This is a genomic window from Endozoicomonas sp. NE40 (assembly GCF_040549045.1).
Taxonomy (GTDB): domain Bacteria; phylum Pseudomonadota; class Gammaproteobacteria; order Pseudomonadales; family Endozoicomonadaceae; genus Endozoicomonas_A; species Endozoicomonas_A lisbonensis.
The window spans coordinates 1,193,359-1,215,817 of the sequence record NZ_JBEWTB010000002.1 but is presented as its reverse complement, the minus strand read 5'-3'; the positions used below and the strand labels follow the sequence as shown (position 1 = coordinate 1,215,817).

Annotated in this window: 18 protein-coding genes; 13 read left to right on the top strand and 5 right to left on the bottom strand. The window is 51.1% G+C overall.

The window, feature by feature from the left end; translation table 11 throughout:
* The 13 genes from V5J35_RS06355 to V5J35_RS06295 all read left to right on the top strand — a co-directional run bounded on the left by V5J35_RS06355 (position 1) and on the right by V5J35_RS06295 (position 15,022).
* Complete coding sequence (locus tag V5J35_RS06355; RefSeq protein WP_354010443.1) at positions 1-417, top strand: VOC family protein; 417 nt, start codon at positions 1-3, stop codon at positions 415-417.
* 127 nt (positions 418-544) lie between these two features.
* A complete protein-coding gene (locus tag V5J35_RS06350) occupies positions 545-2,041 on the top strand; it encodes a type VI secretion system protein TssA (RefSeq protein ID WP_354010442.1) in 1,497 nt (498 codons plus the stop codon).
* Positions 2,042-2,077: 36 nt separating this feature from the next.
* The gene (locus V5J35_RS06345; RefSeq protein ID WP_354010441.1) at positions 2,078-2,650 is read left to right on the top strand and encodes an Hcp family type VI secretion system effector; all 573 of its coding nucleotides are present in this window, start codon (positions 2,078-2,080) and stop codon (positions 2,648-2,650) included.
* Between the two features lie 38 nt (positions 2,651-2,688).
* On the top strand, positions 2,689-3,207 hold the full coding sequence (tssB, locus tag V5J35_RS06340; RefSeq protein ID WP_354010440.1) for a type VI secretion system contractile sheath small subunit: 519 nt from the start codon (positions 2,689-2,691) through the stop codon (positions 3,205-3,207).
* Positions 3,204-4,706 carry a type VI secretion system contractile sheath large subunit gene (gene tssC, locus V5J35_RS06335; protein WP_354010439.1) on the top strand — a complete coding sequence of 501 codons (1,503 nt, stop codon included), beginning with the start codon at positions 3,204-3,206 and terminating at the stop codon, positions 4,704-4,706. Before tssB ends, tssC begins: the two co-directional genes overlap by 4 nt.
* An 11-nt stretch (positions 4,707-4,717) precedes the next feature.
* Entirely contained in the window at positions 4,718-6,061 is a 1,344-nt protein-coding gene (locus V5J35_RS06330; RefSeq protein ID WP_354010438.1) for a type VI secretion system contractile sheath domain-containing protein, read from the top strand.
* Between the two features lie 5 nt (positions 6,062-6,066).
* Complete coding sequence (tssE, locus tag V5J35_RS06325) at positions 6,067-6,501, top strand: type VI secretion system baseplate subunit TssE (RefSeq protein WP_354010437.1); 435 nt, start codon at positions 6,067-6,069, stop codon at positions 6,499-6,501.
* Entirely contained in the window at positions 6,494-8,284 is a 1,791-nt protein-coding gene (gene tssF / locus V5J35_RS06320; RefSeq protein WP_354010436.1) for a type VI secretion system baseplate subunit TssF, read from the top strand. Before tssE ends, tssF begins: the two co-directional genes overlap by 8 nt.
* Complete coding sequence (locus V5J35_RS06315) at positions 8,248-9,294, top strand: type VI secretion system baseplate subunit TssG (RefSeq protein ID WP_354010435.1); 1,047 nt, start codon at positions 8,248-8,250, stop codon at positions 9,292-9,294. Before tssF ends, V5J35_RS06315 begins: the two co-directional genes overlap by 37 nt.
* Positions 9,294-11,909, top strand: a complete 2,616-nt coding sequence (gene tssH, locus V5J35_RS06310) for a type VI secretion system ATPase TssH (RefSeq protein ID WP_354010434.1) — start codon at positions 9,294-9,296, stop codon at positions 11,907-11,909. The genes V5J35_RS06315 and tssH overlap by 1 nt, the downstream gene beginning before the upstream one ends.
* 70 nt (positions 11,910-11,979) lie before the next feature.
* Positions 11,980-14,133, top strand: a complete 2,154-nt coding sequence (locus tag V5J35_RS06305) for a type VI secretion system Vgr family protein (protein WP_354010433.1) — start codon at positions 11,980-11,982, stop codon at positions 14,131-14,133.
* 8 nt (positions 14,134-14,141) lie between these two features.
* A complete protein-coding gene (locus V5J35_RS06300) occupies positions 14,142-14,720 on the top strand; it encodes a DUF6931 family protein (protein WP_354010432.1) in 579 nt (192 codons plus the stop codon).
* Positions 14,721-14,722: 2 nt separating this feature from the next.
* Positions 14,723-15,022, top strand: coding sequence for a PAAR domain-containing protein (locus V5J35_RS06295; RefSeq protein WP_354010431.1), 300 nt, complete (start codon positions 14,723-14,725; stop codon positions 15,020-15,022).
* A gap of 20 nt (positions 15,023-15,042) precedes the next feature.
* On the opposite strand, the gene tssM is transcribed toward V5J35_RS06295, so the two are convergent.
* Genes tssM through V5J35_RS06270 form a run of 5 tightly spaced genes read right to left on the bottom strand, consistent with a single transcriptional unit; the run spans position 15,043 to position 22,313 of the window.
* Positions 15,043-18,468, bottom strand: a complete 3,426-nt coding sequence (tssM, locus tag V5J35_RS06290) for a type VI secretion system membrane subunit TssM (RefSeq protein WP_354010430.1) — start codon at positions 18,466-18,468, stop codon at positions 15,043-15,045.
* Positions 18,465-19,355, bottom strand: a complete 891-nt coding sequence (icmH, locus tag V5J35_RS06285) for a type IVB secretion system protein IcmH/DotU (protein ID WP_354010429.1) — start codon at positions 19,353-19,355, stop codon at positions 18,465-18,467. Before icmH ends, tssM begins: the two co-directional genes overlap by 4 nt.
* 14 nt (positions 19,356-19,369) lie before the next feature.
* Positions 19,370-20,707, bottom strand: a complete 1,338-nt coding sequence (tssK, locus tag V5J35_RS06280) for a type VI secretion system baseplate subunit TssK (protein WP_354010428.1) — start codon at positions 20,705-20,707, stop codon at positions 19,370-19,372.
* Positions 20,708-20,722: 15 nt separating this feature from the next.
* Positions 20,723-21,196 (bottom strand): type VI secretion system lipoprotein TssJ, encoded by a 474-nt coding sequence (gene tssJ, locus V5J35_RS06275; RefSeq protein WP_354010427.1) that lies wholly within the window; start codon positions 21,194-21,196, stop codon positions 20,723-20,725.
* Positions 21,183-22,313 (bottom strand): FHA domain-containing protein, encoded by a 1,131-nt coding sequence (locus V5J35_RS06270; RefSeq protein WP_354010426.1) that lies wholly within the window; start codon positions 22,311-22,313, stop codon positions 21,183-21,185. Before V5J35_RS06270 ends, tssJ begins: the two co-directional genes overlap by 14 nt.
* Between the last annotated feature and the right edge of the window lie 146 nt (positions 22,314-22,459).

Sequence of the window (22,459 nt, the reverse complement as noted above, 5' to 3'; positions counted from 1 at the left end):
ATGAACAGAGATGTCGGGCTGACCCATATTGCACTGACGTCTAAGAACATTGACGCCAGTGTCCGGTTCTATGGTGAATACGCCAATATGAAAGTGGTTCATGAACGTGGCATTGAACCCGAGTCTACCCATGTGGTGTGGTTGTCGGATCAAACCAGACCCTTTGTTATTGTGTTGATTGAATCGAACCAGTCTGCACCGGCCCCGGGGTCTTTCGCGCATCTTGGCGTCGGGTGTGAGTCACGGGAGGCGCTGGACAAACTGTGCGACCGCGCTCGTAAAGCCAATATCCTGGTACGGGAGCCGGTAGACTCGGGTTACCCTGCTGGCTACTGGGCTTTTATCAAAGATCCGGACGGACATAACCTTGAACTGTCGTATGGTCAGGAGGTTGGCCTGACGGTAGCAAACGCTTAATAACTTTTAGTAACAAGCCTGCCACAGATAGTGATTTGTTTTATTACCTGTGGCAGGCAAACTTTTCCCAAAGAGTCTACTCTTCAGATTAAAACCATCACGTGAAAGATCTACCATGTATGGCCTGATGTCTGAGGAACTTGCCGGTGTATTGTGCTCGCCGGTATCAGAAGACCACCCTTCCGGTGAATACCTGAAATCCAACCGGCAACTCTATAGACCATTGCGCAACGTTTATAACGTTGCCCAGACCAGTTTGCATAAGTTGTCCCTGAATCCTGATCCTTCTGAGCTGGAAGAGTTACTGATTGTCAATCAGGAAAACTGGTCAGAACTGGAAGCCATGCTGCTGGATATTCTCCAGACCAACTCCCGGGACCTTGAATGCCTGGTCTGGCTGGCTATGGCACAGCTCTTTTCTGATCAGCCGTACATTCGTCTGGCTCGTGTACTGAACTTTATAGAACAGGTTATCCAAACCTTCTGGCCTGATGTTCAGCCCCTGTTGCCGGATGAAAAAATCCGTTCCAGTGACGAGCAGGGGATAGCCAGGGAACGCGCTGAATTACAGTCACGGCCGCTGAAACTGCTGTTTGGTGAATCAGAAGACAGCTGTCAGATAGCAGTGCCTCTGCGCATGCTGCCACTGGTTGGAGACATTGATTATGTCCGTTATCAGCGGGATGAAGCTGAACTTCGCAACCAGCTTCAGGAATCGCATTCAGACATTCTCGACAACGAGGATGAAATCGTTAAACGCATCAATAGCATGCAGGATGTGCTGGACGCACTGGACGCACTGGATAAAACCCTGCAGTCCTGCTTTGCCGAACTGAATATGGCCGCACCGGGTAGTCGCTTTTTAAGAGAGCAACTGGATGCCAACCTGAACGCCATGCAAAACCTGACAGAAGGAATTATTGAGCCATGGCCGCTGGATGCCCGAAAAGCGGCTGAATTGGAACAAGAAATTTCTGAGAAAACAGCTACTTTAACAACAGGGTTATCGGGGTCTGATAGTGAGTCCGGGGCAAATGGCGATGGTAGCGAAATCCTGGAGGATAGCAGGACAGGTGATTCTTTGGCAGCGGGCTTTGAACGGAATCAGGCATTTCATCAGTTGCGCCGTCTGGCGGATTTTTTCCAGAAGACAGAACCTCAAAGTCCAGTGTCGTATTTATTGGAGAAAGCTATTCGCTGGGGCTACACCCCTTTACCGGAGTTAATGCATGAATTACTTCAGGGGAATGAGGCGTTTCTGGAGCGAATTACTGATCTGACAGGTATGAACATGACGACCAGAAAGCCCATTCCGGGCAAACCGGAAATGTCTCTGGCTTCTCTATTGGCCACGCAGGGGCAGGAAGCGCCCAGTATTCCTGAGCCAGTTATATCTGCGCCAGTCATATCTGAGCCAGCCGTGCCTGAGCCAGCTGGGCTACCAGCAGAAGTGGAGCCAGAGAGAACTGCAGAGCCAGAGGAGACTATTGCAAACTTGCCTGATTCTGACGTTGTTAATGATCAGGGTCAGAGTCAGGCATCAGCATCTGCAGACGAAGAATCGTCACAACCAGAATCAAGCTCTGAAGACTTGGTGATTAACAACCTGGATGATCTTTTCTGATCAGTGCTAATGCACTGACAACGGAGGAAAACTATCATGGCTAATATGTTTATGAAGTTGGGGAAGAACAAGATTAAGGGAGGAGCCACTTCTTTATACACTGGCGGCGACAAGACAAGTAAGAGTGGGTGGTTTGCTATTCGCTCCCTGAGCTGGCGTGCGTCTCGTTCGGTCTCCATGGATATCGGTAATGGTATGAACCGGGACTCAGGTATGGTAGCGATGAGTGAAATTACGTTTACCAAGGAGATGGATGGTGCTTCTGAAGTACTCCTGTCACGGATGTATGTACCGGGTAAAGATGGCGATACCGTCGATATTATCATTACCAAACCGGATCGGTCAGGGCAGGGGGCTGAAGTTTACCTTCATCTGCAGTTAAGCAATGCCCGTATTGTCGATATCAACCTTAACATTGCTGACGGGGCAACGCCCTTCGAGTGTTATGCACTAGCTTACAGCAAAATCCTGCTTAAACACTGGAATGAGACCGCAGGCGGCATGTTGGAAGCAGGTGGTGATGTTACTTATGACCTGCCAACCGGCAAGGCTGAGTCTCATGCCGATGTCGAAACAGGTGGCGGCGGTGGCGCTACCGACGCACTGTGAAGCAGCTGATTTTGAATTAAAGATGACTGGAGTAACTCATGCCCCTAAGTACTCAGCACAAACGGGTCAGCAAAAACCGTGTCAGCATTACCTACGATGTCGAAACGAATGGAGCCTATGAAAAACGTGAGTTGCCTTTTGTCGTTGGAGTTATTGGTGAATTTTCTGGTGACAAACCTGATAACCAGAAAGAAGAAGTTGATTATCGTACCTTTACTGATATCAACAGGGAGAATTTCGACACCGTAATGGCTAACGTTGGGCCGCAGCTGGATATGAGGGTCAGTAACAAACTGGCCGACGATGACAGTGGATTTAACGTTAAGCTGCTTTTCAGCTCAATGCGGGACTTTGAGCCTGAAAATCTGGTTCAGCAAATTGAACCGTTAGCGAAGTTGATGGAGGTGCGCAATCAGTTGCGGGAACTGCTGGCTCATGCCGACCGCTCCCGTGACCTTGAAAGATTACTGAAAGAAGTACTGCAAAGTACTGAAGCACTGAATAGCCTTTGTGAGGAACTTGGTGTCAGCTCTGATGGAGAGGAGGCAGAATCATGAGTGAGCAACAGGGCGAAACTGCCGCTGCAGAGAGTTCTGAGGCTCAGGAAGCTCCTGCCACTTTTCTTGACAGGGCTATTGCTGCAACCAGCCAGACTTCACCGGATACCACCAGAGAGCTCCTTGCTACCCTGACTCAGCAGGCGTTATCCGGAACGGTTACATGGAGCAAGAGCCTGCAAAAAACCATTGAAGAAGCGGTCAACTTGCTGGATGAGCGAATGTCAATGCAGCTGTCAGAGGTTCTGCACCAGCCTGAGTTTCAGAAGCTGGAAGGTTCATGGCGTGGACTCAGTAAGCTGGTGCAGAACAGTGAGCTGGGTACCCAGCTGAAAATTCGCATGCTGGACATTACCCGTGATGAGTTGATCGAGCAGTTCGAAGATGCCCCCTCTATTGACCGTAGTCGTCTTTTTAACCTGGTTTACCAGAGTGAATTTGGTACAGCGGGCGGTGAGCCTTATGGCGTACTGCTAGGTGACTACACGTTTGATCATAATGACGAAAATGTTGCCTTGCTGCGTTATCTGGGAACTGTAGCTGCTGCTTCCCATGCACCATTTATCGGGGGGGTAAGCCCTACCCTTTTCGAGTTCAGCAGCTTCGAAGCGTTTAGTGAAGGCAGACCGGTGGCTTCGGGTTTTGAATCTCCCGTTTATGCCAGCTGGAACGGCTTCAGGGACAGTGATGATTCCCGTTATGTGGCCCTGACCATGCCCCAAACCCTGGCACGGACTCCTTATGGCACAGGAGGGCGTTCGGTGAAAGCCTTTGGCTATGAAGAATTTCCTAAATCGGCTGATGGAAAACGACGACCGTCATCCATGGACGATTTTACCTGGAGTAATGCTGTCTACGATATGGGGTTACTGATTAATGATGCGTTTAGTGCCTTTGGTTGGTGTACCAGCATTCGTGGGTTGGAAAATGGAGGTAAAGTTTCTGATTTGCCAAACTACACTTACACGTCAGAAGCGGGCGATCTGGTGCAACAGTGTCCAACGCAGGTCAATCTGACCGATGAGCGTGAGAAAGAACTCTCAGATCTGGGGCTCCTGCCATTAGTTCATTATAAGAATGGTAACTACGGTGTCTTTATTGGGGCGCAGACTCTGCAAAGAGCCAAAGTGTATCTTGACAAAGATGCCACAGCCAATGCCGCCATTTCTGCCCGGCTGCCCTACATTATGGCCAGTTCCCGCATCGCCCATTACCTGAAAGTTATGGGGCGGGATCAGATTGGCTCTGCCATGAACCCTTCTGATGTAGAGAAATATCTGTCCACATGGATTAGCGAATACACCAATGCTAATGCGGCGGGGAATGAGGCACGAGCTAAAACTCCACTGCGGGAATCAACCATTACTGTTGAAGAGCAGGCCGGGCGACCGGGCTGTTATTCAGCGATTGCCTACCTGCGCCCCTGGCTGCAGATGGAAGAGCTGACTACATCGCTGCGTATGGTTGCGAATATTCCAGGAGGAGGTGGTGGTGGGTGAGGGCAGGACGTATGAGTCTGTTTTCACCAGAACAAAAACGACTGTCGCAGGCTGAAGCACTGATTCAGAAGCTGGTGGCCGGTATTGATGAAATGGTTACGCTACAGCTCAATGTAATCATTCAGCATCCTGCCTACAAGCGGTTGGAAGCTCTGTGGAGAGGTCTGTGGTTTATGCTGGAGGCGGTTCCTGCTTATCAGGTGGGAAAGCTGTTACATGTCAGGATTCTGGATCTCAGCTGGGAAGAACTGGCAAATGATCTTGATCAGGGTGTCAGTATCCGCTCGTCTGTTCTGCACCGCCTGATCTGTGAGCAGGAACTGAATACTCTGGGAGGGCAGCCATTTGGTTTGCTGCTGGTGGATCATCCGGTTTCATCCGAAATGGATGAAATCAGCGGTTCAGATGATTTTTACCTGCTGCAACTGCTAGGTGAGCTGGGTCAGCACGCCCTGTGTCCGGTAATCCTGCCCGTTGCCCGGAATTTTCTGGGAACTGATGATATTAACGTCTGGTCTGACCTGGCCCGGGTCAAACGTATTCTTGACAGCAATGACTTTGTGGGCTGGCGGCATCTGCGTACACAGGGTGTCAGCCGGTTTCTGGGACTGACCCTGCCTGAACAGCTGCTTCGGACTCCCTGGCAGGCCTGCTATCACCGCATTCACTTTAATGAATACTCAGTTGGCGATAAGGGAGGTGATCACCTGTGGGGCAGTAGCGCCTTTGCATTTGCCGGAAATGTGATGAAGGAGTTTAATCGCATTCGCTGGTTCGGTTTTCTCAGGGAATCGGAATTCGGCGGGGCTATGATTGGCTCTCGTACCGGTTTACCGCAGGCAGCCCGGATACGCCTTACAGACAGCCTTGAGGAGTTTTACAGTGAACAGGGCTTTATTCCCCTGGCAACCTGCTACCTGACTCAGGAACTGGCTTTTTTTAACAACCGCTCTGTCTTTATGCCTCCAGTGGACAACGATGACTGGAGAGTTCTCAGCATGATTCAGACGACACTGATTGGGTGTCGTTTTGGACACTATCTGAAAGTATTAATCAGGGAACGTATTGGTAGTTACCAGAGTGCAGAAGCCTGTGAAAAGGACTTAAATGACTGGTTGCAGGGGTATGTGTCCAATGTCGACTATGCTGACGCGCCTATACTGGCCCGCTACCCTCTGAGGCATGCATCAGCAACGATTTCAGGCGATGCCAGCCTGGGCATTTATCATTGTCAGGTTGAGCTGCAGCCACAGTATCAGTTTGATGCGATCAACACTCATATCGTCCTGAAAACTGACGCCAGTGAACTGGCTGCCATTCATGCAGCCAGAACAGCTGCCAGGTTCCAGGGGTGAACGTCATGAATGTAGACCTGCTGGCTGCTTTTCTTAAGGAAGCTCCGTCTGGTGATAATATGGAAGACCTGAAGCATTCGGTGCGGCGCAATATCCGATACCTGCTTGAAACAAGGCAAAGCCGGGAAACTGCAAAATCTGAAATATTGTCATGTCATTCGCTTTACGGTTATGGACTGTCTACCAGAAATCTTGGGCATAGTGATTTTCAGGACAATCGTTTATGTCGGGAAATCGAGAAAATGCTCTTTTATTACGAACCCCGGCTGCAGGAAGTTCTGGTCGAAGTAGACAGAGTCAGGGAACGGGGAAATCGCCTGTCTATTCGCATTGAGGGTGTACTGCAGAGTGAGAAACAACAAATGATTCCTGTCGTATTTGATTCGGTCCTTAATCTCACCAGCAGCCATCTGGATATAGAGGAGAATCGCTTTGCCTAACACCCTGATGTCCTGGTACGAGCGAGAGCTGAGCTTTCTGTACACTGAAGCGAGGGCATTTGCAGAGGAACACCCTCAGCTGGCCAGTCACCTGGGGGTTAGCTACAACTCGGTGTCTGATCCTCATGTCGCGCGGCTGCTGGAATCTTTCGCCCTGATTAATGCCCGGTTGTCTCGGCAGCTTGCGGAGGGGTCAACCCAGCTTTCCAACAGTCTGCTGAATATTGTTTTTCCCATGTGCCTGCAGTCCCTGCCTTCAACCAGCATGATCCGGATTGCACCTTCCAGTGGCCAGTCGCAGGTGGCAGCGTTGCCTCCAGGTACCCGTTTCAGGGCTTATATCAATGAAGATCAATTCTGCCGGTTTCAAACTACACGGGAATTGCAACTGTGTCCCTTTGATATCACGGAAAGCCAGTTTGAATTAAGGCCGTTTACCTTTTCAGGCATTGATTATCCTGAATCATCAACCGCCTTATTGAAACTGGAGCTGAGTATGCTGGATGACTCACGCAGTTTTTCTGATCTGGCACCCTTCTCAGAAATCAGTATTCACTTTCAGGGGCTGGCCCGGCATCAGGCTCAGATGTACGACTACCTTTCCCGGCATCGCTGTCAGATGGTTCTGGTCAATGACAAGGAACAGCAGGTTGTTCTGTCTATGGGACAATTCGCAGCGGTAGGGTTTACCGAAAGGGATTCCATGATAACCCATGAAAACAGTACCTTCCTTGATTATCAGATGATGCTGGAGCTGTTTGCCTGGCCAGAGTTATTTTTCGGTTTTCGTTTGCTGGATATTGGCAATGCTTTGCGGCAGTTTTCCTGTCAGCGGGTTACTCTGCTGGTGTTTCTGGAAGATATTGCTGATGAGCAGGTGTCAGCCCTTGACGGTATTCGTTACAGCCTGGGCTGTGCGCCTGTTATTAACCTGTTTGAGCATATTGCAGAACCTGTGGTTGTTGATCACCGACAGCTCAGTTACCAGCTGGTTCCCGATACTCATTCTGTCAACACTCTGGAAGTACAGTCGGTTCAGAAGGTGCTCGACATTACCGGTGAGCAACCAGAAGTACTGCCGCCAATGTATGGTCTGAAGCACAACGATACAGGTCACGACCGGTTCTGGCTTTACCACCCGCCTGAAACCGATACTGATGTATGTGGACAGCTGTCGGTCGTTTTTCCGAACCTTCAGATGAATAAAAACCAGACAATGGTGCTGTCACCGCATCTGGTCTGCAACAACGGGATGCAGGCTCTGGAGTTACCTGATAATCCCCGGCTGGAATGCCTTGACAGTATTGCACTGCCAACGGACGCTGAAATGATGATGCGACCAACGGCAAGAATACGACGTAAGCATAATATTAAGAATCGTCTGAACCTGCTCGTACACCTGAAAGGCGCTTTTACCTCGGTATTACAGGGCCGTGACCCTGCCAGTAATTTTCGCACGCTGATGTACGTGTATTGCCTGCGCAACAACTCGGTCAGTACTGCCTGGCTTGATTCCCTGGTGCAAATGCAGCCTCGTCCCCTGGTGGCTCCATTGCGTATTGGCGGACATCAGTGTTTTACCCAGGGCGTTGAGCTAATCATTGAGCTGGATCCCGCAAGGCTCAAACAGGTCAGCATCATGATGTTCGTGAACCTGATTGACTTTCTGGTGGCGGGTTACGCTGGCTATCACAGTTTTATCGAAGTGGTCATTCGTCTCAAAGGCGATTCCGGAGACTATATGCGATGTACACGCCGACATGGTTATCAGATCAATCGTTGAGCGACAGCCTGCAGCAGCAGCCCTGGCGCTGGCAGTTTGCCCAGGCGATAAGGATCATCGAAATAACCGGCGGTGCATTTCGGGCGGTCAGTGACCCGGTTTATGGCTATGCCTCTGCGGAAATCAGCAACATTCTGCGTACCCGCAGGGGCTGGCGTATAAAAGTCACCTGTCCATCGCTAACTGGCTACAACGGTGTTCTGCCATATGTTTATCAGGATCTGGAGCAGAAGCAGCGGCTGGTTCGGGACGACGATGACCTGCATGCCCTGTTTACTGTCTTTAATCACCGGTCACTGAAACTGACGTCGATGGTTGCTAATCGCTCCAGCCTGTCTGTGCGCTATGAAGAGCGTTACCAGAGAGGTGGATTGCTGGATAAAACAGTACTGACGTTGCTGGGCATGCCGATTCCCACCCAATGGATACCACCGGATAATCTGGTGCGATACACCCAGGTTCTGCACAGAACAACGACCAGTCTGGTGCTGTTGAGTGGCATTCTTCAGGACTATTTCTCAATCGCTATTCGTCTGGAAGCCCCCCCTCTGGTGCGCCTGCTGCTGGCTCCCGAGTGCCTGACCCGGATGCGCTGTCGAGTCGACCATAAAACCCGGTGTGTAGGGCATCTTGGGCGAAACGCGGTGGTAGGGCGCAGCTGTTATCTGTTGCACACCAGGCTCAACGTGGTGATTCTGGCCAGAAATCCTGATGAATATACAGCGATCACTTCTGACCTTTCATTAGCCCCTGCCATGCTGGAAATGTGTGCCCTTTACTTTTCCGGTGCAGCCCGCTTTCGCCTTCAGATTGAATGTTCCAAACGCTGTCTTGCCTCGCCCACACTTAATAGCAGGCCCTGTATCAGTACTGCCAGACTGGGCTTGCTCAGTTGCCTGATACCTGAGAGACATCCTGATCAGATCATCGTTGTGGATTATCCCGGGCTGCCGGACAGAGAACACTCTGAACGGCAGGACAAATCATTCGTACCAGAGATTCCTCTGTGATGAAACAGCTTGAACTGAAAACTCTTATTGGGCGACTGTCAACAGAGTTGAGACAGGCGTTGGAAACGGCAGCAGCACTGTGCGTTAACCGTAAACACAAAGTGGTTGAAATTGAGCATTGGCTGATGCAGCTGTGCCGGGAGCCCGGGGCCGCGATGAACCAGATAATCAGCAGCCAGAAGTTGTCAGTGACCACGATGATTGACGATCTGGAACAGCGCTTAAGTCGTCAGCCAGGTGGTTTTGACGGCACACCGGCTTTATCCCACGACACGGTTGTCCTGATTCAGGATGCCTGGTTGATTGCCTCTGTCAACTTTCACCAGCAGACCATTGGTGTTCACCACCTGATACTGGCGTTACTGGATAATGATTCGTTTGCCATGGTGGAAACTCCTCTGACAGAAGAACTTCATAAGATTTCCAGAGAGGCATTACAGGCTCAGGTGGCAGAGGCGCCAGAAACTACGGCTGCTGAGCCAAAAGCGTCGGCGCTCAGCAAATACACGACCGATATGACGGCTGCGGCTGCCAGTGATAAAGCTTCTGGTACCGGGGGAAGCAGTGCGGGGGGAAAAATTGTCGGTCGGGATCAGGAAATACGGCAAATCATAGATATTCTGTGCAGGCGTCGTCAAAACAGTCCTATTCTGGTGGGTGACGCCGGTGTAGGAAAAACGGCAGTCGTTGAAGGGCTGGCGCAAAAAGTGATCAATGAGGATGTTCCTGACAATCTGAAAGGCATCCGAATCCTGAATCTTGACCTTGGGCTGTTACAGGCGGGTGCCAGTATCAAGGGAGAGTTTGAGAATCGCCTGAAAGACCTGATCAATGAAGTGAAGCAGTCAGACGTGCCGGTGATTGTGTTTATTGACGAGGCGCACACGTTGATTGGTGCCGGAGGGGCAGCAGGTCAGAATGATGCAGCGAACCTGCTCAAACCTGCCCTGGCACGAGGCGAGTTTCGAACCATTGCGGCGACCACCTGGGCAGAATACAAGAAGTTCTTTGAAAAAGACGCAGCCCTGGCCCGACGCTTTCAGCCCGTCAAAGTCCATGAGCCTGATGAGGAAACGGCTATTCATATGGTGCGTAGCGTTGCTGCGACTCTGGAGCAGCATCACAGAACCAGAGTTCACGATGATGCGGTGACCAGCGCCGTCAGACTTTCGATTCGCTACCTTCCCGAACGACAGTTGCCCGATAAAGCCATCAGTTTGCTGGATACGGCCTGCTCACGGGTAAGCCTGTCCCGCCATACGACTCCTATGCGCCTTCAGGGGGTGTTGCAACAGCAACGCTACCTGCTGGGAGAATTGTCAGAACTCAGCCGGGATCAGGCAGCAGGGCTTGTGGAGCAGGATCAGGTGACTATCGTAAAAGAGCGGTTGGAACAGGTCTCTCAGGAAGTCGAAACCCTAAAGGAACAGTGGCAGAAGGAGCAGGCTCTGGTTGAAGAGCTGGTGACTCAGGAAGCGGCAATTGACGAACAGTATTTGCAGACTGGAAAAGTGAATGAAGCCCTGAAGAAAAAGCAGGAGACGATGCAGGAACAGTTGCAGGAACTGCAGGGGCAGATTCCCATGGTGTATCCCAGGGTGGATGCCGACAGTGTGGCAGCGGTGGTATCAGGCTGGACCGGAATACCTGTTGGAGACATGCTCAGTGATGAAATTCAGCGACTGCTGACGTTGGAAGACAGCCTCCGGCAGAGAGTAATCGGGCAGGATCAGGCCATTGCTGAAATCAGTAAAAGTGTACGGATAGGGCGTGCAGGACTGTCTGACCCACGTAAACCGATTGGCGTTTTTTTAATGTGTGGCCCGTCAGGAGTGGGTAAAACAGAAACGGGTCTGGCTCTGGCGGATGAATTGTATGGTGGAGACCAGAATCTGACTGTACTGAATATGACGGAGTTTAAGGAAGAACATAAAGTATCCATGTTGCTTGGTGCGCCGGCAGGCTATGTGGGTTATGGCGAGGGTGGTGTGTTGACGGAAGCGATTCGTCGCAGTCCTTACTCGGTCTTGTTGCTGGATGAAATGGAAAAAGCTCATCCGGGTGTACACGATATTTTTTACCAGATATTTGATAAGGGACGTATAGCTGACAGTGAAGGGCGAGAAGTGGACTTTCGTCAGACCATTATCATTATGACGTCGAATGCTGCAGATGCGGCTATCTGTGACCTGGTCGAAGAGTTTGAGCATGAGGAGAAAGGAATACCGGACAGAGCGGATATTGTTGCTGTGATCAATGATGAACTGTTGCACTTTTTCAAACCCGCTTTCCTTGGGCGGCTTACCCTGATTCCCTTTCTGCCACTGAACGACACTGATATGGCTAAAATCTGTCGTTTAGTAATGCGTCGAATGGAGAAAAACCTGGAAGCCCGTTATGGTGCCTCGCTGATTGTTGACGACGCCGTGATTGAACAGCTTGTGGCATGGAATGACAGCCCACAGACAGGAGCCAGAGCGATTGAACAACAGGTCAACCGTCGTTTGATGCCTGTACTGGCAGAAGAGTGCCTGAGTCGGCTGGCGAAAGGAGAAAGTATTACACAGGTTCGTATTGGTCTGGAGAACCATCGGCTGGAATTCAATGTTCAGTGATTAGTGAACCGCTCAATCTCGACCTAACCTACAGAAGCATTACCGTTAAGAAATAGAACAGGAGTCAACAGTGGCAGAAAAAATAACCCCTGAATCACGACCGCTGGTGGCCACAACGGAAAATGGTAATGAACTCATAGTTTCCCGGCTAACCAGTAGTGAGCGGCTGGATGAGCTGTTTGAACACAGGGCTTTGGTGCTGGCGCGGGATGTGGATGAGCGTGACCTGCTGGGGCAGACGATTTCTTTTTGTTATCAGCCATTGCAGGATTCCGAACGACGACGGGAACGTTTCTTTCACGGTTTCTGTGTAGAGGTGCGTCAGGTTGGCAGGTTGTCCAGCCGGGATTATCTGCAATATGAACTGGTAGCAGCCCCCTGGTCATGGTTTTTATCCCAGCGAAAGAACTGTCGGGTATTTCAGCAGCAGAAAACCAGCGAGATCATTACAACCATCGCCCGTGAACATGGTTTTCATAGCTATCTGGAACTGAATGGTTCTAACGACCAGCGGCGTGAATACTGTGTGCAGTTTAATGAAACCGACTGGGGCTTTATCCAGCGGCTGATCAATGCCCAGGGCTGGTACTATTTTTTTCGTCAGCAGCAGAAACAACACACACTGGTGATTGGGGAGAATAACCGGTTGTTTGGAGACTGCGGTGAAAGCAGCGTCGAATACTTTGCAGGCAGTCATAAGCTGGAACGTGCCATCACTGAATGGGAACACATTTACAGCATGTGTGCTGGCTCGGTGGTAACGGCTGACTACAACGTTGAGATGGCAGAGCCGGTGATGGCTGACGAAGCCAAAACAACCTTCAGCAGTGTTCGTCATAAGAATCTGCAACAGTATTTTTACCCGGGCGGGTTTCAGGAAAAAAATGCGGGCAATACGGTCTCTGCACAGCAGATGCAGGGTATTGATACCGGATTCAGCGAGGTGAGTGGAGCCAGCAGTCTGTTTAACTTTGCCAGTGGAACAACATTTCACCTGGATCACCACCCTGATAGCAATGAACAGGTGAGCTGGCTACTCAGTGATATCGTTCATACATTTACCACTGTTGAAGATGGACATTCCATGGAATACACCAACCGGTTTCGCTGCCTGCCTGCGGATACTCCCTGGAAAGCCAGACAGCGTCTGCTCAAACCGGTAATGGCGGGATTACAGAGCGCCAGTGTGACGGGGCCGGATAACGAGGAAATTTATCTGGACAAGTACCACCGTATTAAACTGCAGTTTCACTGGGACAGGGAAGGTAAAAGTGACCAGAACAGTTCCTGCTGGGTTCGGGTTGCCCAGTCTTTGGCGGGAGATAGTTTTGGTTGCCAGTTTACTCCCAGGGTGGGGGATGAAGTGCTGGTGGGTTTTCTCGACAGCGATCCTGACCAGCCTCTGGTGGTGGGAACCGTGTATAACGGCAAACGTCAGCAGCCTTATAGTAACGCAATGGAGCAGGGGATGCGGTTGAAGTCCCTGCCGGGTGCGGGGGCTGATCATTACAGTGAACTGCGGTTTAACTGTAAATCTGAAGAAGAACTGGTGTACCTGCAAGCCCAGAAAGATATGAAGGTTCTGGTCAAGAACGATGCTGAGCGAACCGTGACAGGCAATGATAAAACACTTATAGAAAAAGCTTCGGAGCGGACGGTTAAAGAAAACGACACACACAAGGTAGAGGGTGAACAGTCGACAGAGGTCACTAAAAATCTTTCTACCAAAACCGATGCTGACTACCATTTGCAGACAAAAGGGAAGTATCAGCAGCAGACCGATGGCAGCTTCGATTTAAAAGTTGAGGGTGCCACAACAGTCAACAGTCAGGGCAATCTGGAGATGGAGACCACGGAAAATATGACTGGCAAGGCATCCGGGAGTATGTCTCTGGATGCTGCCAGCATTTCCGGCAAGGGCAAAACCGCTGTTGAGTTTACCGTAGGTGCCAGTAAAGTCAGCCTTTCTCCCGGGGCTGTGGAAATCAGCTGCGGTCCCAGCACTGTTAAAGTCTCGCCTGCCGGTGTTGAGATCAGTGGTGTTGAGGTCAAGGCGGATGCTCAGGTAATGGCAGAGGTCAAAGGGGGGGTATCAGCGTCTCTGGAAGGGTCGGTTAATGCTGAGGTGAAAGGCACTCTGGTGACCATCAATGGCAATGCCCTGACGTCTGTAAAGGCCGGGGCATTGGTGGAATTGTCCGGAGCGATCGCCAAAATAAACTGAGGTAATTTATGCTGATTGTTGCACCAGCGTTGAAGAAAATCCCGCAACTCAAGGCAACCGATATTCTGGTTCGGTATCAGCAGGAGCCGGATTTCAGAAAATCCATTAACCCTGACCTGTCGCCTGTTCAGCTGATTAATCAGTTATACGACACAAATCAATGGCAGGATGTGGTCGTGTTTTTATGTCACAGTCTGTTTGCCCGGGAAGTCATCTGGTGGGGATATTGTTGTGTTGAGACTGTGCAGGAGACGTTGCCTGCTGAACAACAGCGGAGCCTCCAGGTGGTTTATCAATGGTTAACGGACAGTACTGAACCCCATCGGCGTCTGGCGGAAATAGAAGTGAAAAAAATCGGTCTGGATAATGCCTGCGGCTGGCTGTCGCAGGCGGTATTCTGGAGCGGGGGTAGCATTACCCCGCTGAATGCGCCTGAAAGCCCGGCACCGGCTTACCTTTACAGCCATGCGGTAGCGGGAGCCATCTCTCTGGCGGCATTACTGCCGGATGGCAAACAGGGAGAAAAACGGTTCAAACAGTTTATTAAGCTGGGTGTCAACATAGCTGCCGGTGGCAGTGGGAGGTAAAAATGGCGGGGCCTGCTGCCAGAGTTCTCGATATGCACCTCTGTCCCATGCAGACACCGGCAGTTGTTCCCATTCCCCATGTCGGCGGTCCTCTGTTGCCTATGCCGTCAACGGTTCTGATAGGTGGCCTGCCTGCGGCAGGTGTCGGGCAACCGTGTATTTGTGTCGGGCCGCCCGATTTTGTGGTGATGGGCAGTGTAACGGTATTCATTAATGAACGTCCGGCGGCGAGAATGGGCGATGAGACCGCCCATGGCGGGGTTATTATTACTGGTTGGCCTACTGTAATCATTGGAGGCTGAAGACGGTTGATAACGGATGGTTATTGTCCGATCCGCTGCGGCAGGCTTATCTGGCTGTATATCGTCTTGCTGAAAGGCGTTCTCCGGCGATCCATATCCAGTTCCAGCCTGGCATCATAACCTTTATAGCGATACTTCAGCTCGGTCCGGTTGCCGTTCTGCCATTGCTGACAGTCGAAGACAAAACGTAACCACGCCCAGCTACCGGAATAGCTCTGCTGTGACAGTTTCAGGCTACTGTCCAGCATAGAAACGGTTACCTGTTCAGTGTCATCACTGGGCCAGAGCCTTTGCTGCCAGAGTTGTGGGCCGTGTTTGTATACAAAGCGACCATTGTTGTCTCTTATGGAAAACTCGGTGGCCTCTGGTGTCAGCCCGGTACAGCGCATGCGGTATTTAATCTGTAAAGTACCATCTGCATTAAACAGGCTCTGTTGCAGAGTTTTGACATTATCCAGCTGCTTCAGGAATTGCTTTCCGAGTCCGAGCTTCTGCCCCCGTATTGTTTTAAGCTGCCAGCCGGTATCGGTGCGGAGAATAAAAGGTTGCAAAACAGATGTCGTGTAGCTGTCATGCAGCCCTTTCGGTTTAAAGAAATCAATAAAGTCAATCATCCGGCTGTTACTGCTGGCTCTGACTGACAGTGGAAAACGCTGGTCAAGATACTGGCTGTAAAAACTGTATACGCTAAGCTGCCAGTGGTCTTGAGCATAGTGTGAGGCACCAGCCATAATCTGTTGCCAGTACTGGCTGGCAACCTGTTCAAACCATTTTGCGGCAATGGTTTTGCTGTTTGCTGTCAGCTGCCAGAGGGCGGGTAGCTCAATGTCCCTGTCTTCAACCACCTGAACCGCCTGTTCATACATAGCCACATTTCGGTTGTAGTGTGTACTGATGCTCTGCAGCTCTTTGACGATGGCAGACAGCACCGGTACCAGGGAATCGGCTTGTTGTTTTTCAAATCCTACGTATTCAGCGAATGCCTGATTAACAATGGCGGGGTTGTCCGGTGGTATGGGCTGGCCATTACCTGCCCCGGTAATAACAGCCTCTGTGCGCTGGGCTGCCATACTGAGTTCTTTTACCTTTGCAGACTGGGTAGCGGTTGCCAGCGTTTTGCTGGCTGCAACCGGGTTGGTTGAGTCATCTGCCAGCTGGGTTTCACTGGCTATCGTTGCCATCATACTGAACAGGGGGGCGCGTTCACCTGAGTAAAGGTTCGACAGCTGATTACAGAGCTGTACCAGTGTGGTGGCCGGACGAAGCTCAATGCGATCCAGCAGCTTTTGCCATGCCCGGATGTAATCCTGAAAATACAGCTCCCGCACTTTGGCGCTGACTCGACTTAATTCAACCGCAGAAACCGTTGGCAGACCCCTGTTGATAAGGCTCAGGTTACCCAGTTCCTGCTTCAGCATTGACGACAGGGGTGACAGGTCGAGTGTTTTGTATTGACTGCGGGTATAAAGCCGGGGAAGTCCAGACTGAGTCTTATCGTCTTTAAGCACAAAGTGCTGGTCAAAGTCATCGCCAAACAACTCTTTCATCGTGATCGTTCCCTGGTATTGTGGCAATGCGATGATATGGTCGTATATCACTTTTTCGTCCAGCTGCCCGCTGAGGGATTGTCTGGATCGGTCAATTAAAGCGATATCGGGCTTGATACGTGGGTCTTTCAGCTGCCAGAGATCTTTTAACAACAACGTCAGCTGAATCTGGTTGGTGGTTTCCAGTACCTTCTCCTTTGCCAGTAAGCCCAGGATATGGCTTTCGAGCAGTTGGGTATCCCGAATATCCGGTTTGAACAGCATCAGGTAAAGTTGCAGTGAATCAAACAGTGTCCTGCTGTTTTGTTGCTCTGCATACTCCAGCTGATCATGCAACAGTGCGGCCAGAGGTTTAAGCAGGCGAAGTTGCAGCTGGAACTGGTAGACATCATTGATTTGCCGGGTCTGGTTCCAGTCCATCAGTCCAAGATGGTAGAAGGCGGTTGCCGTCTTCTGGTAGGTGTCGCTAAGTTCTTTGAGTTTACTGAGAGGCGCGACGGCGTCTGCAAAGTTGCTATTATTGCCATCATCCAGTTGACGTACCGCAAACCGGTAATCCCGAATTGCTGTTTGCTGCTTATGAAGCAGTTGTTGATTGTATCCGATCTGCTGCCAGCAAAATCCCAGACCTGCCAGCAAAATAAAGACCAGCGCTGCAATTGATGCCGCGGTCTTTAGCTGCCAGATTTTGCGTGCGATGGGATTTTCACCCACGCCTCCCATGTTATTAAAAATAATCCGGTTGAAAAATTGCTGGTTGAACAGGCTCTGGGTGTTCTGTATCTGTGGGCTTTCCGATAATACGGTGAAGCCGTGAATACGTGCCAGCTCTGAAGCCAGCAGGTTGATGCTGCTCCCCTTCTGGCCAATGGAGCTGAACCAGACGCCTTTCAGCTGCGGTGTCGGGATATGGGGTTGTGACTGAAACAGCTCTTCACAGAAAAAGCGTAACCGTTCTCCCAGTAATGAAAACTGCAGGCAATAACGCATAATGGCCCGGCGTGCATTGCCGTCTTTTTCGTTCTGTAGCACAGTGGGCAATAATGAACACAGCTCCTGATGGCAAAGATTGAATGCCTGGCAAAAATGGTCGGAACGATAACCTTCCTGTAGGGAAAACCCCCAGGGCATCAGCTGTTTTTGCTGGTTGCAGTTTCGAAAAAATTCAGCAAAGCCATTCAGCCTGTCGGCCTGTGTTAACAGAAACCATGTGGGCAGTTGTAACCTGAAGTGCCGGTTCAGCTCCATCAGTCGCCAGCGCAACTGCCTTGCCAGTTCCAGTAAACCGAAGGGTTGCCGAAGCACCAGTTGCTCGGAAGACATCACCGTTATAACTGAGGTTAAGGGACGCCTGGGACGTTTCCTTTTCAGTAACTTGATCAGGTTCTGCCACAGTTCTTCCGCCTGGGACTCTTTGTTCAGCTGGTAATAGTGTCCGGTCAGTTCGATGATGACCGCAGACTCACCCAGCCAGAACACAATACCGGAACGCAGGTTGACCGCCTTGCCACTGATGCGTTCATAACCTGCGTCGATCAGCCACCCTGTTTTGCCCGACCCATCGGGACCCAGCATCATCAGCCAGGGCAGGGCATAAGGGTTGCTGCCGTGTCGCTGATGCAACTTTTTCCATAGCTGCTTCCAGTCTTCGCTGAGTTTCTGTTTACGTTGCTGTTCATCCTGTTCTATGACGTGTTCTTTTTGTGCTGCCAGCGAGTGGCGCCGGCGCAGGTATTTCCAGAGGTAGTACAGCGGCCAGGGTAGAACCAGCACCAGTGTGATCAGGATCTGCCAGGGAAGGGACAGCCAGGCAAAGGTATCGCCTGCCCATAACGGCAGTAGCCATACCATCAGCAGAACAACGGTGAGAGTAAATACTATCAGGATGCTTTTTTTCATAACCAGGAGCCTGCCGGATTTAAGACTGTCCTACTGCGGTTGCTTAAGTCCGACGGGCTCCCGGTGAAGAAGGTGGGGTTGGCGGGTTGAGAGGGAGAAGCTGAATCTGAATCCGGCCCGACCCCGGCTGAGTGCGAAACGGTCAGTAAACGAAGACTGTCGCTGTAATCCTGGTTTGCGTTTTTGATCCAGAGGTGAGTCAGTACGCCACAGGTCACCAGAATAGCCAGTATTACCGGAAGGAAGCGCAGGGTGGATGCCTGGCGAAGGGGTCGAAATGGACTGGTTGTTACTGGCAACGACGGTAAGGGGCTTTCGCCCCGGTATTTGCAGATGTCCTCGTATAAGTCACTGCACAGTTGTGCCAGTGCGTGTCCATCGGTATTCATATACCTGCCTTTAAACCCCAGACGAAGAAGCACATACAGCAGCTCAATGAAGTCAATCATACGACGGGTGTTCTGGCGGGCCTGTTCCAGCAGGATAAAAAAGACCTCTCCGGCATTTCGCTGTTTGAACAGCTGGGCCACAAGACTGTGATTTTCCCAGTAGGCAGCCTGCCCCCAGCTGGTATTCATGATTTCTTCGTCAAAGGCAGCACACAGGGCGTAACAGGCTTTTTCCATCAACCGGGGTGAGTAGTCGGATCGCAGGCCGTTGTTGTGTAAATGGCTCATGCATTTCAACAGGTACTGGTGTAGTTCGGGCAGGTTATGGCTGTTTTTCTGTTGCGACAGAGTAGTCAGGATAGCCAGCAGTTCCGCAGACAGGTTGATCAGCTGGTTGCTGGTTGCGGAAAAATGGGTCAGCAGGTCTTTCGTATCTGCGCACTGGCTCTGTTCAGAAGAAACATTGCCCCCGGTATTCGTGTTGTCCCCGGTACTCATGATAAAGGCTCCGGTTAGCGAATGACAAAGCACTCAATGGTAGTATCTTCTGGCATCTGTTCGTCCACATGCAGCGCCAGTTTGTCACGGGTTCGGATCATTTCCTGCCACAACGCGTCTCCGGTATCGATTTCAAAATACACGGTGTTTGGCTGAATTCTCAGCTCCAGGGGGACCGCAGGCAGTGGGTTCAGGGGAACGGCTGACAGAGCATTACGTACCCGTTCTGCAATACGGTTGTGACCACAGAGTTTAGCCGCTGATGTAAAGGTTGTGCGTGTTATCTGAGAACCCAGGCTGGATGAAACCGCAAGAATAAAACGCCCGTCGTTGAACAGGGTGCGGTCATCAATCTGGCAGCGCAATAAACGACGGCGTTTGTACAGGCTTTTATCCCAGCTTATGGTCACGACTTTCTCTTTGCTGGCCTGTCGCAGGTTCAGTAACAGGCAGGAAATGACGGGCGCGAACGAGGCGTATATGTTGTTTTCATCGAACACCGGGAAGTCCGGTGCCAGGGTAGTGGTAAAGGTGGACAGATCGGCAGCCATCAAAACCAGGCATTGGTAAAGCTGCGCAGCGCTGACGCCGGCCTGATGTTCAATCTGCTTCAGCCAGGCGCCATAGCGATTCAGGGACTGCAGCCACATATAGGCAATCTGCATGGTCTGGAAACTTTTCTGCTCACCTTCCAGCCCGATCTGTGCCGCAATCTGCGCTGCGCGTTGCTGCATCAGGGCCTGCATGTTCTGTACTTGCTCAAGCAGGTAACGGGAAACCCGGTAGTCCATGCAACGGGGGATAAAAGTTCTGTCCAGCAGGATCTCGCTGTCGGAGTTGAATTCCTGAATACGTGCAACAGCCAGAGTGGTGTAATCGTCCAGAGGTTCACTGTCCAGCATCAGGCTGGGGTTCAGAAGGCAGAGTTCCAGTTCAACGGCGTCGTTGTCGTGGTTTGTGCTGTCCCTGACGGTGCGGTCAAAACTTTTGTTTCGTATGGCACTGGAAAGCTGCTCTGTTGTGGCAGTGTCAACCTGGTTTGAACGTAACAGTGGAAGTACCAGATAAACCGTAGCTCCGGCATTGGCGCTTTCTATATCCCGGATCAGATTGTCAGTCAGCTCGAAAGGTGTCCCGTCAGGAAACAGTCCACAGGCTTCACGCAGGAACAGCTTGCCGGCTTTAAGCTGATCGGTATCAATACGCAGACTGGAAAAGCCAGCCAGCCCCGGATGTATAAAACTGAGCATCTGGCGGCTGTGGTGTTCAAGGTAGCGCTCCTGCTGCTGGAAATGCTGAGGACTTAAAAACATCCCTTCCTGCCAGACCACTTTATCAAACGTGTGATTCATGGGTTCGCTGCCCTGTTATTTGTTGGGTGTGGACACCAGTCGTAAGCGGTTTTCCTCGATAACCAGCGTCACAGTGTTGTTTACGTCTTTTTTTACGGCTTCAACAGCACAGGCCACGGCACTGTTGTAGCTGGCAAATTCGCCAAAAATCCCAATGTATCGGGTGGCACTGTTGAGTTGAAAAGTCTGTTTGCGGTGTTCGCCGGGGTGGAGTACGGGAAGCTGATGTTTTTTGATCAGGCTGTCCTGCAATGTGCTGCCGTCTTTCAGGTAGATATCCAGAAAGTCCGCCTGTTCAAATAAGGTTTTGCTACTGAGTTCATACAGACGGGTTTGCAACGGTGCCGCCAGACCCGATCCGATACGATTGATATCGTAGCCTGTGCTGATATCCAGGGTCAGGATGGTTGGGGACGGTTTTGAGCGGCAGCCAAACAGAAGTATGGCAACCATGATTAATACAAAGGCGGTTCTTTTACGTTCCATCATCGTTGCTCCTGAATAGCTGCTCCTGTTCCTTTAAGGCTTGACGAAAGCGCTGCAGAAACAGTAACCGGTAGCGTTTGCTGACCATCAGTTGCTGATAGTAGTGCTGGTAGTTGGGCAGGAAATCGACATTTGATGATGCGTCTGAAGGTTCGTCAGGCTGCCAGCGAAAGTGTTGTCGTATCCGGCTCGTTCGATGAGTGTCGGTGACCGGCGATGAAGAGGTAACGGATTGCCTGAACTGTTCAGCCAGATGATCCGGACAAAAATCTTCGATGGCCTGATCAAGCGCTGAAAGCATTGCCTTGCAGATAGATCGTTGCTGTGTGGCCGGTGTATCGGGGGAGGCTGTTGCGTGCTCCCCTGAGCCTGGTGATGGAGAGTAAATGCGTGGAATCTGTGTCAGCACGGGATGGCTGTCCTGTGGATAAAAGCAGGATTCATCCGGCTCCTGAGGCTGGGTAATTTTGCCGTACCAGAGTCCTCTGTGTATGCTCCAGTCATTATCCAGGTCGTCTGGTTCTGACAGTACATCAATCAGTGGTTTCTTTTCAGGAGCAGGGTTCAGGCTGGTCGCCGTAGCGAGATCCACCAGTGGCCTGTCGGCTCCGGCCATAGCGACATCCACATTCCCGGCCTCAGTCTGACTGTCCACGGATGCAGGTTTTCTGGCAAAAGGGTCATCAAGGGCCTCTTCATTTTCTTCCCCGTTGCTGGTGGGTGTGAGTTCGTACTGCTCCGGTGCCTGATCTTCTGTTGCTGCCAACACAGGTGTGTCCAGCAGACCCGTGGCACCCAGCCAGGGGCTGAAATCGCTGGCCGCCAGTTGATAGTCACCACAGGAAAGAATGTCACCGTCGCTTAATAGTAGTCGTTGTCTGGCCTGGACCGGTACTTCGACCTGATTAATATGTAAAGGAAGGTCACTCAGGTTTTCCACATACCAGAGTGAGTCTTCACGAGTCAGGCGGGCGTGCTGATCAGCAACACGGTTCTGGCGATCGGGTAACCGGATCTGGCAGGACTCTGACTGACCGATAAGCAGCTCATCGGCATTCAGCGAGTGGCTCAGGCTGGCAACCTGTTCTCCTTCAGGCACACTGATGATCATAAACTGCATGGTAATGATCGGGGGTCTGGTTAAATGTCAGAATGGAAGCCGACTTGGGGGAAGCGGCAGATAATAAAACCCCATTGCCATCCCCGCGAAGGCGGGAATGACGATAATCTGGTGTTAAAGATTGTAGATGGTTTGTGGGGAATTGC

What these genes read in the sequence shown, in the direction of transcription:
- tssC (WP_354010439.1), top strand. Translation starts at nt 3,204, where the DNA reads ATGAGTGAGCAACAGGGCGAAACTGCCGCTGCAGAGAGTTCTGAGGCT.
- V5J35_RS06330 (WP_354010438.1), top strand. Translation starts at nt 4,718, where the DNA reads ATGAGTCTGTTTTCACCAGAACAAAAACGACTGTCGCAGGCTGAAGCA.
- V5J35_RS06295 (WP_354010431.1), top strand. Translation starts at nt 14,723, where the DNA reads ATGGCGGGGCCTGCTGCCAGAGTTCTCGATATGCACCTCTGTCCCATG.
- V5J35_RS06315 (WP_354010435.1), top strand. Translation starts at nt 8,248, where the DNA reads ATGTACACGCCGACATGGTTATCAGATCAATCGTTGAGCGACAGCCTG.
- V5J35_RS06355 (WP_354010443.1), top strand. Translation starts at nt 1, where the DNA reads ATGAACAGAGATGTCGGGCTGACCCATATTGCACTGACGTCTAAGAAC.
- tssE (WP_354010437.1), top strand. Translation starts at nt 6,067, where the DNA reads ATGAATGTAGACCTGCTGGCTGCTTTTCTTAAGGAAGCTCCGTCTGGT.
- V5J35_RS06270 (WP_354010426.1), bottom strand. Translation starts at nt 22,313, where the DNA reads ATGCAGTTTATGATCATCAGTGTGCCTGAAGGAGAACAGGTTGCCAGC.
- tssJ (WP_354010427.1), bottom strand. Translation starts at nt 21,196, where the DNA reads ATGATGGAACGTAAAAGAACCGCCTTTGTATTAATCATGGTTGCCATA.
- V5J35_RS06300 (WP_354010432.1), top strand. Translation starts at nt 14,142, where the DNA reads ATGCTGATTGTTGCACCAGCGTTGAAGAAAATCCCGCAACTCAAGGCA.
- tssH (WP_354010434.1), top strand. Translation starts at nt 9,294, where the DNA reads ATGAAACAGCTTGAACTGAAAACTCTTATTGGGCGACTGTCAACAGAG.
- tssM (WP_354010430.1), bottom strand. Translation starts at nt 18,468, where the DNA reads ATGAAAAAAAGCATCCTGATAGTATTTACTCTCACCGTTGTTCTGCTG.
- tssK (WP_354010428.1), bottom strand. Translation starts at nt 20,707, where the DNA reads ATGAATCACACGTTTGATAAAGTGGTCTGGCAGGAAGGGATGTTTTTA.
- V5J35_RS06345 (WP_354010441.1), top strand. Translation starts at nt 2,078, where the DNA reads ATGGCTAATATGTTTATGAAGTTGGGGAAGAACAAGATTAAGGGAGGA.
- tssB (WP_354010440.1), top strand. Translation starts at nt 2,689, where the DNA reads ATGCCCCTAAGTACTCAGCACAAACGGGTCAGCAAAAACCGTGTCAGC.
- V5J35_RS06350 (WP_354010442.1), top strand. Translation starts at nt 545, where the DNA reads ATGTCTGAGGAACTTGCCGGTGTATTGTGCTCGCCGGTATCAGAAGAC.
- icmH (WP_354010429.1), bottom strand. Translation starts at nt 19,355, where the DNA reads ATGAGTACCGGGGACAACACGAATACCGGGGGCAATGTTTCTTCTGAA.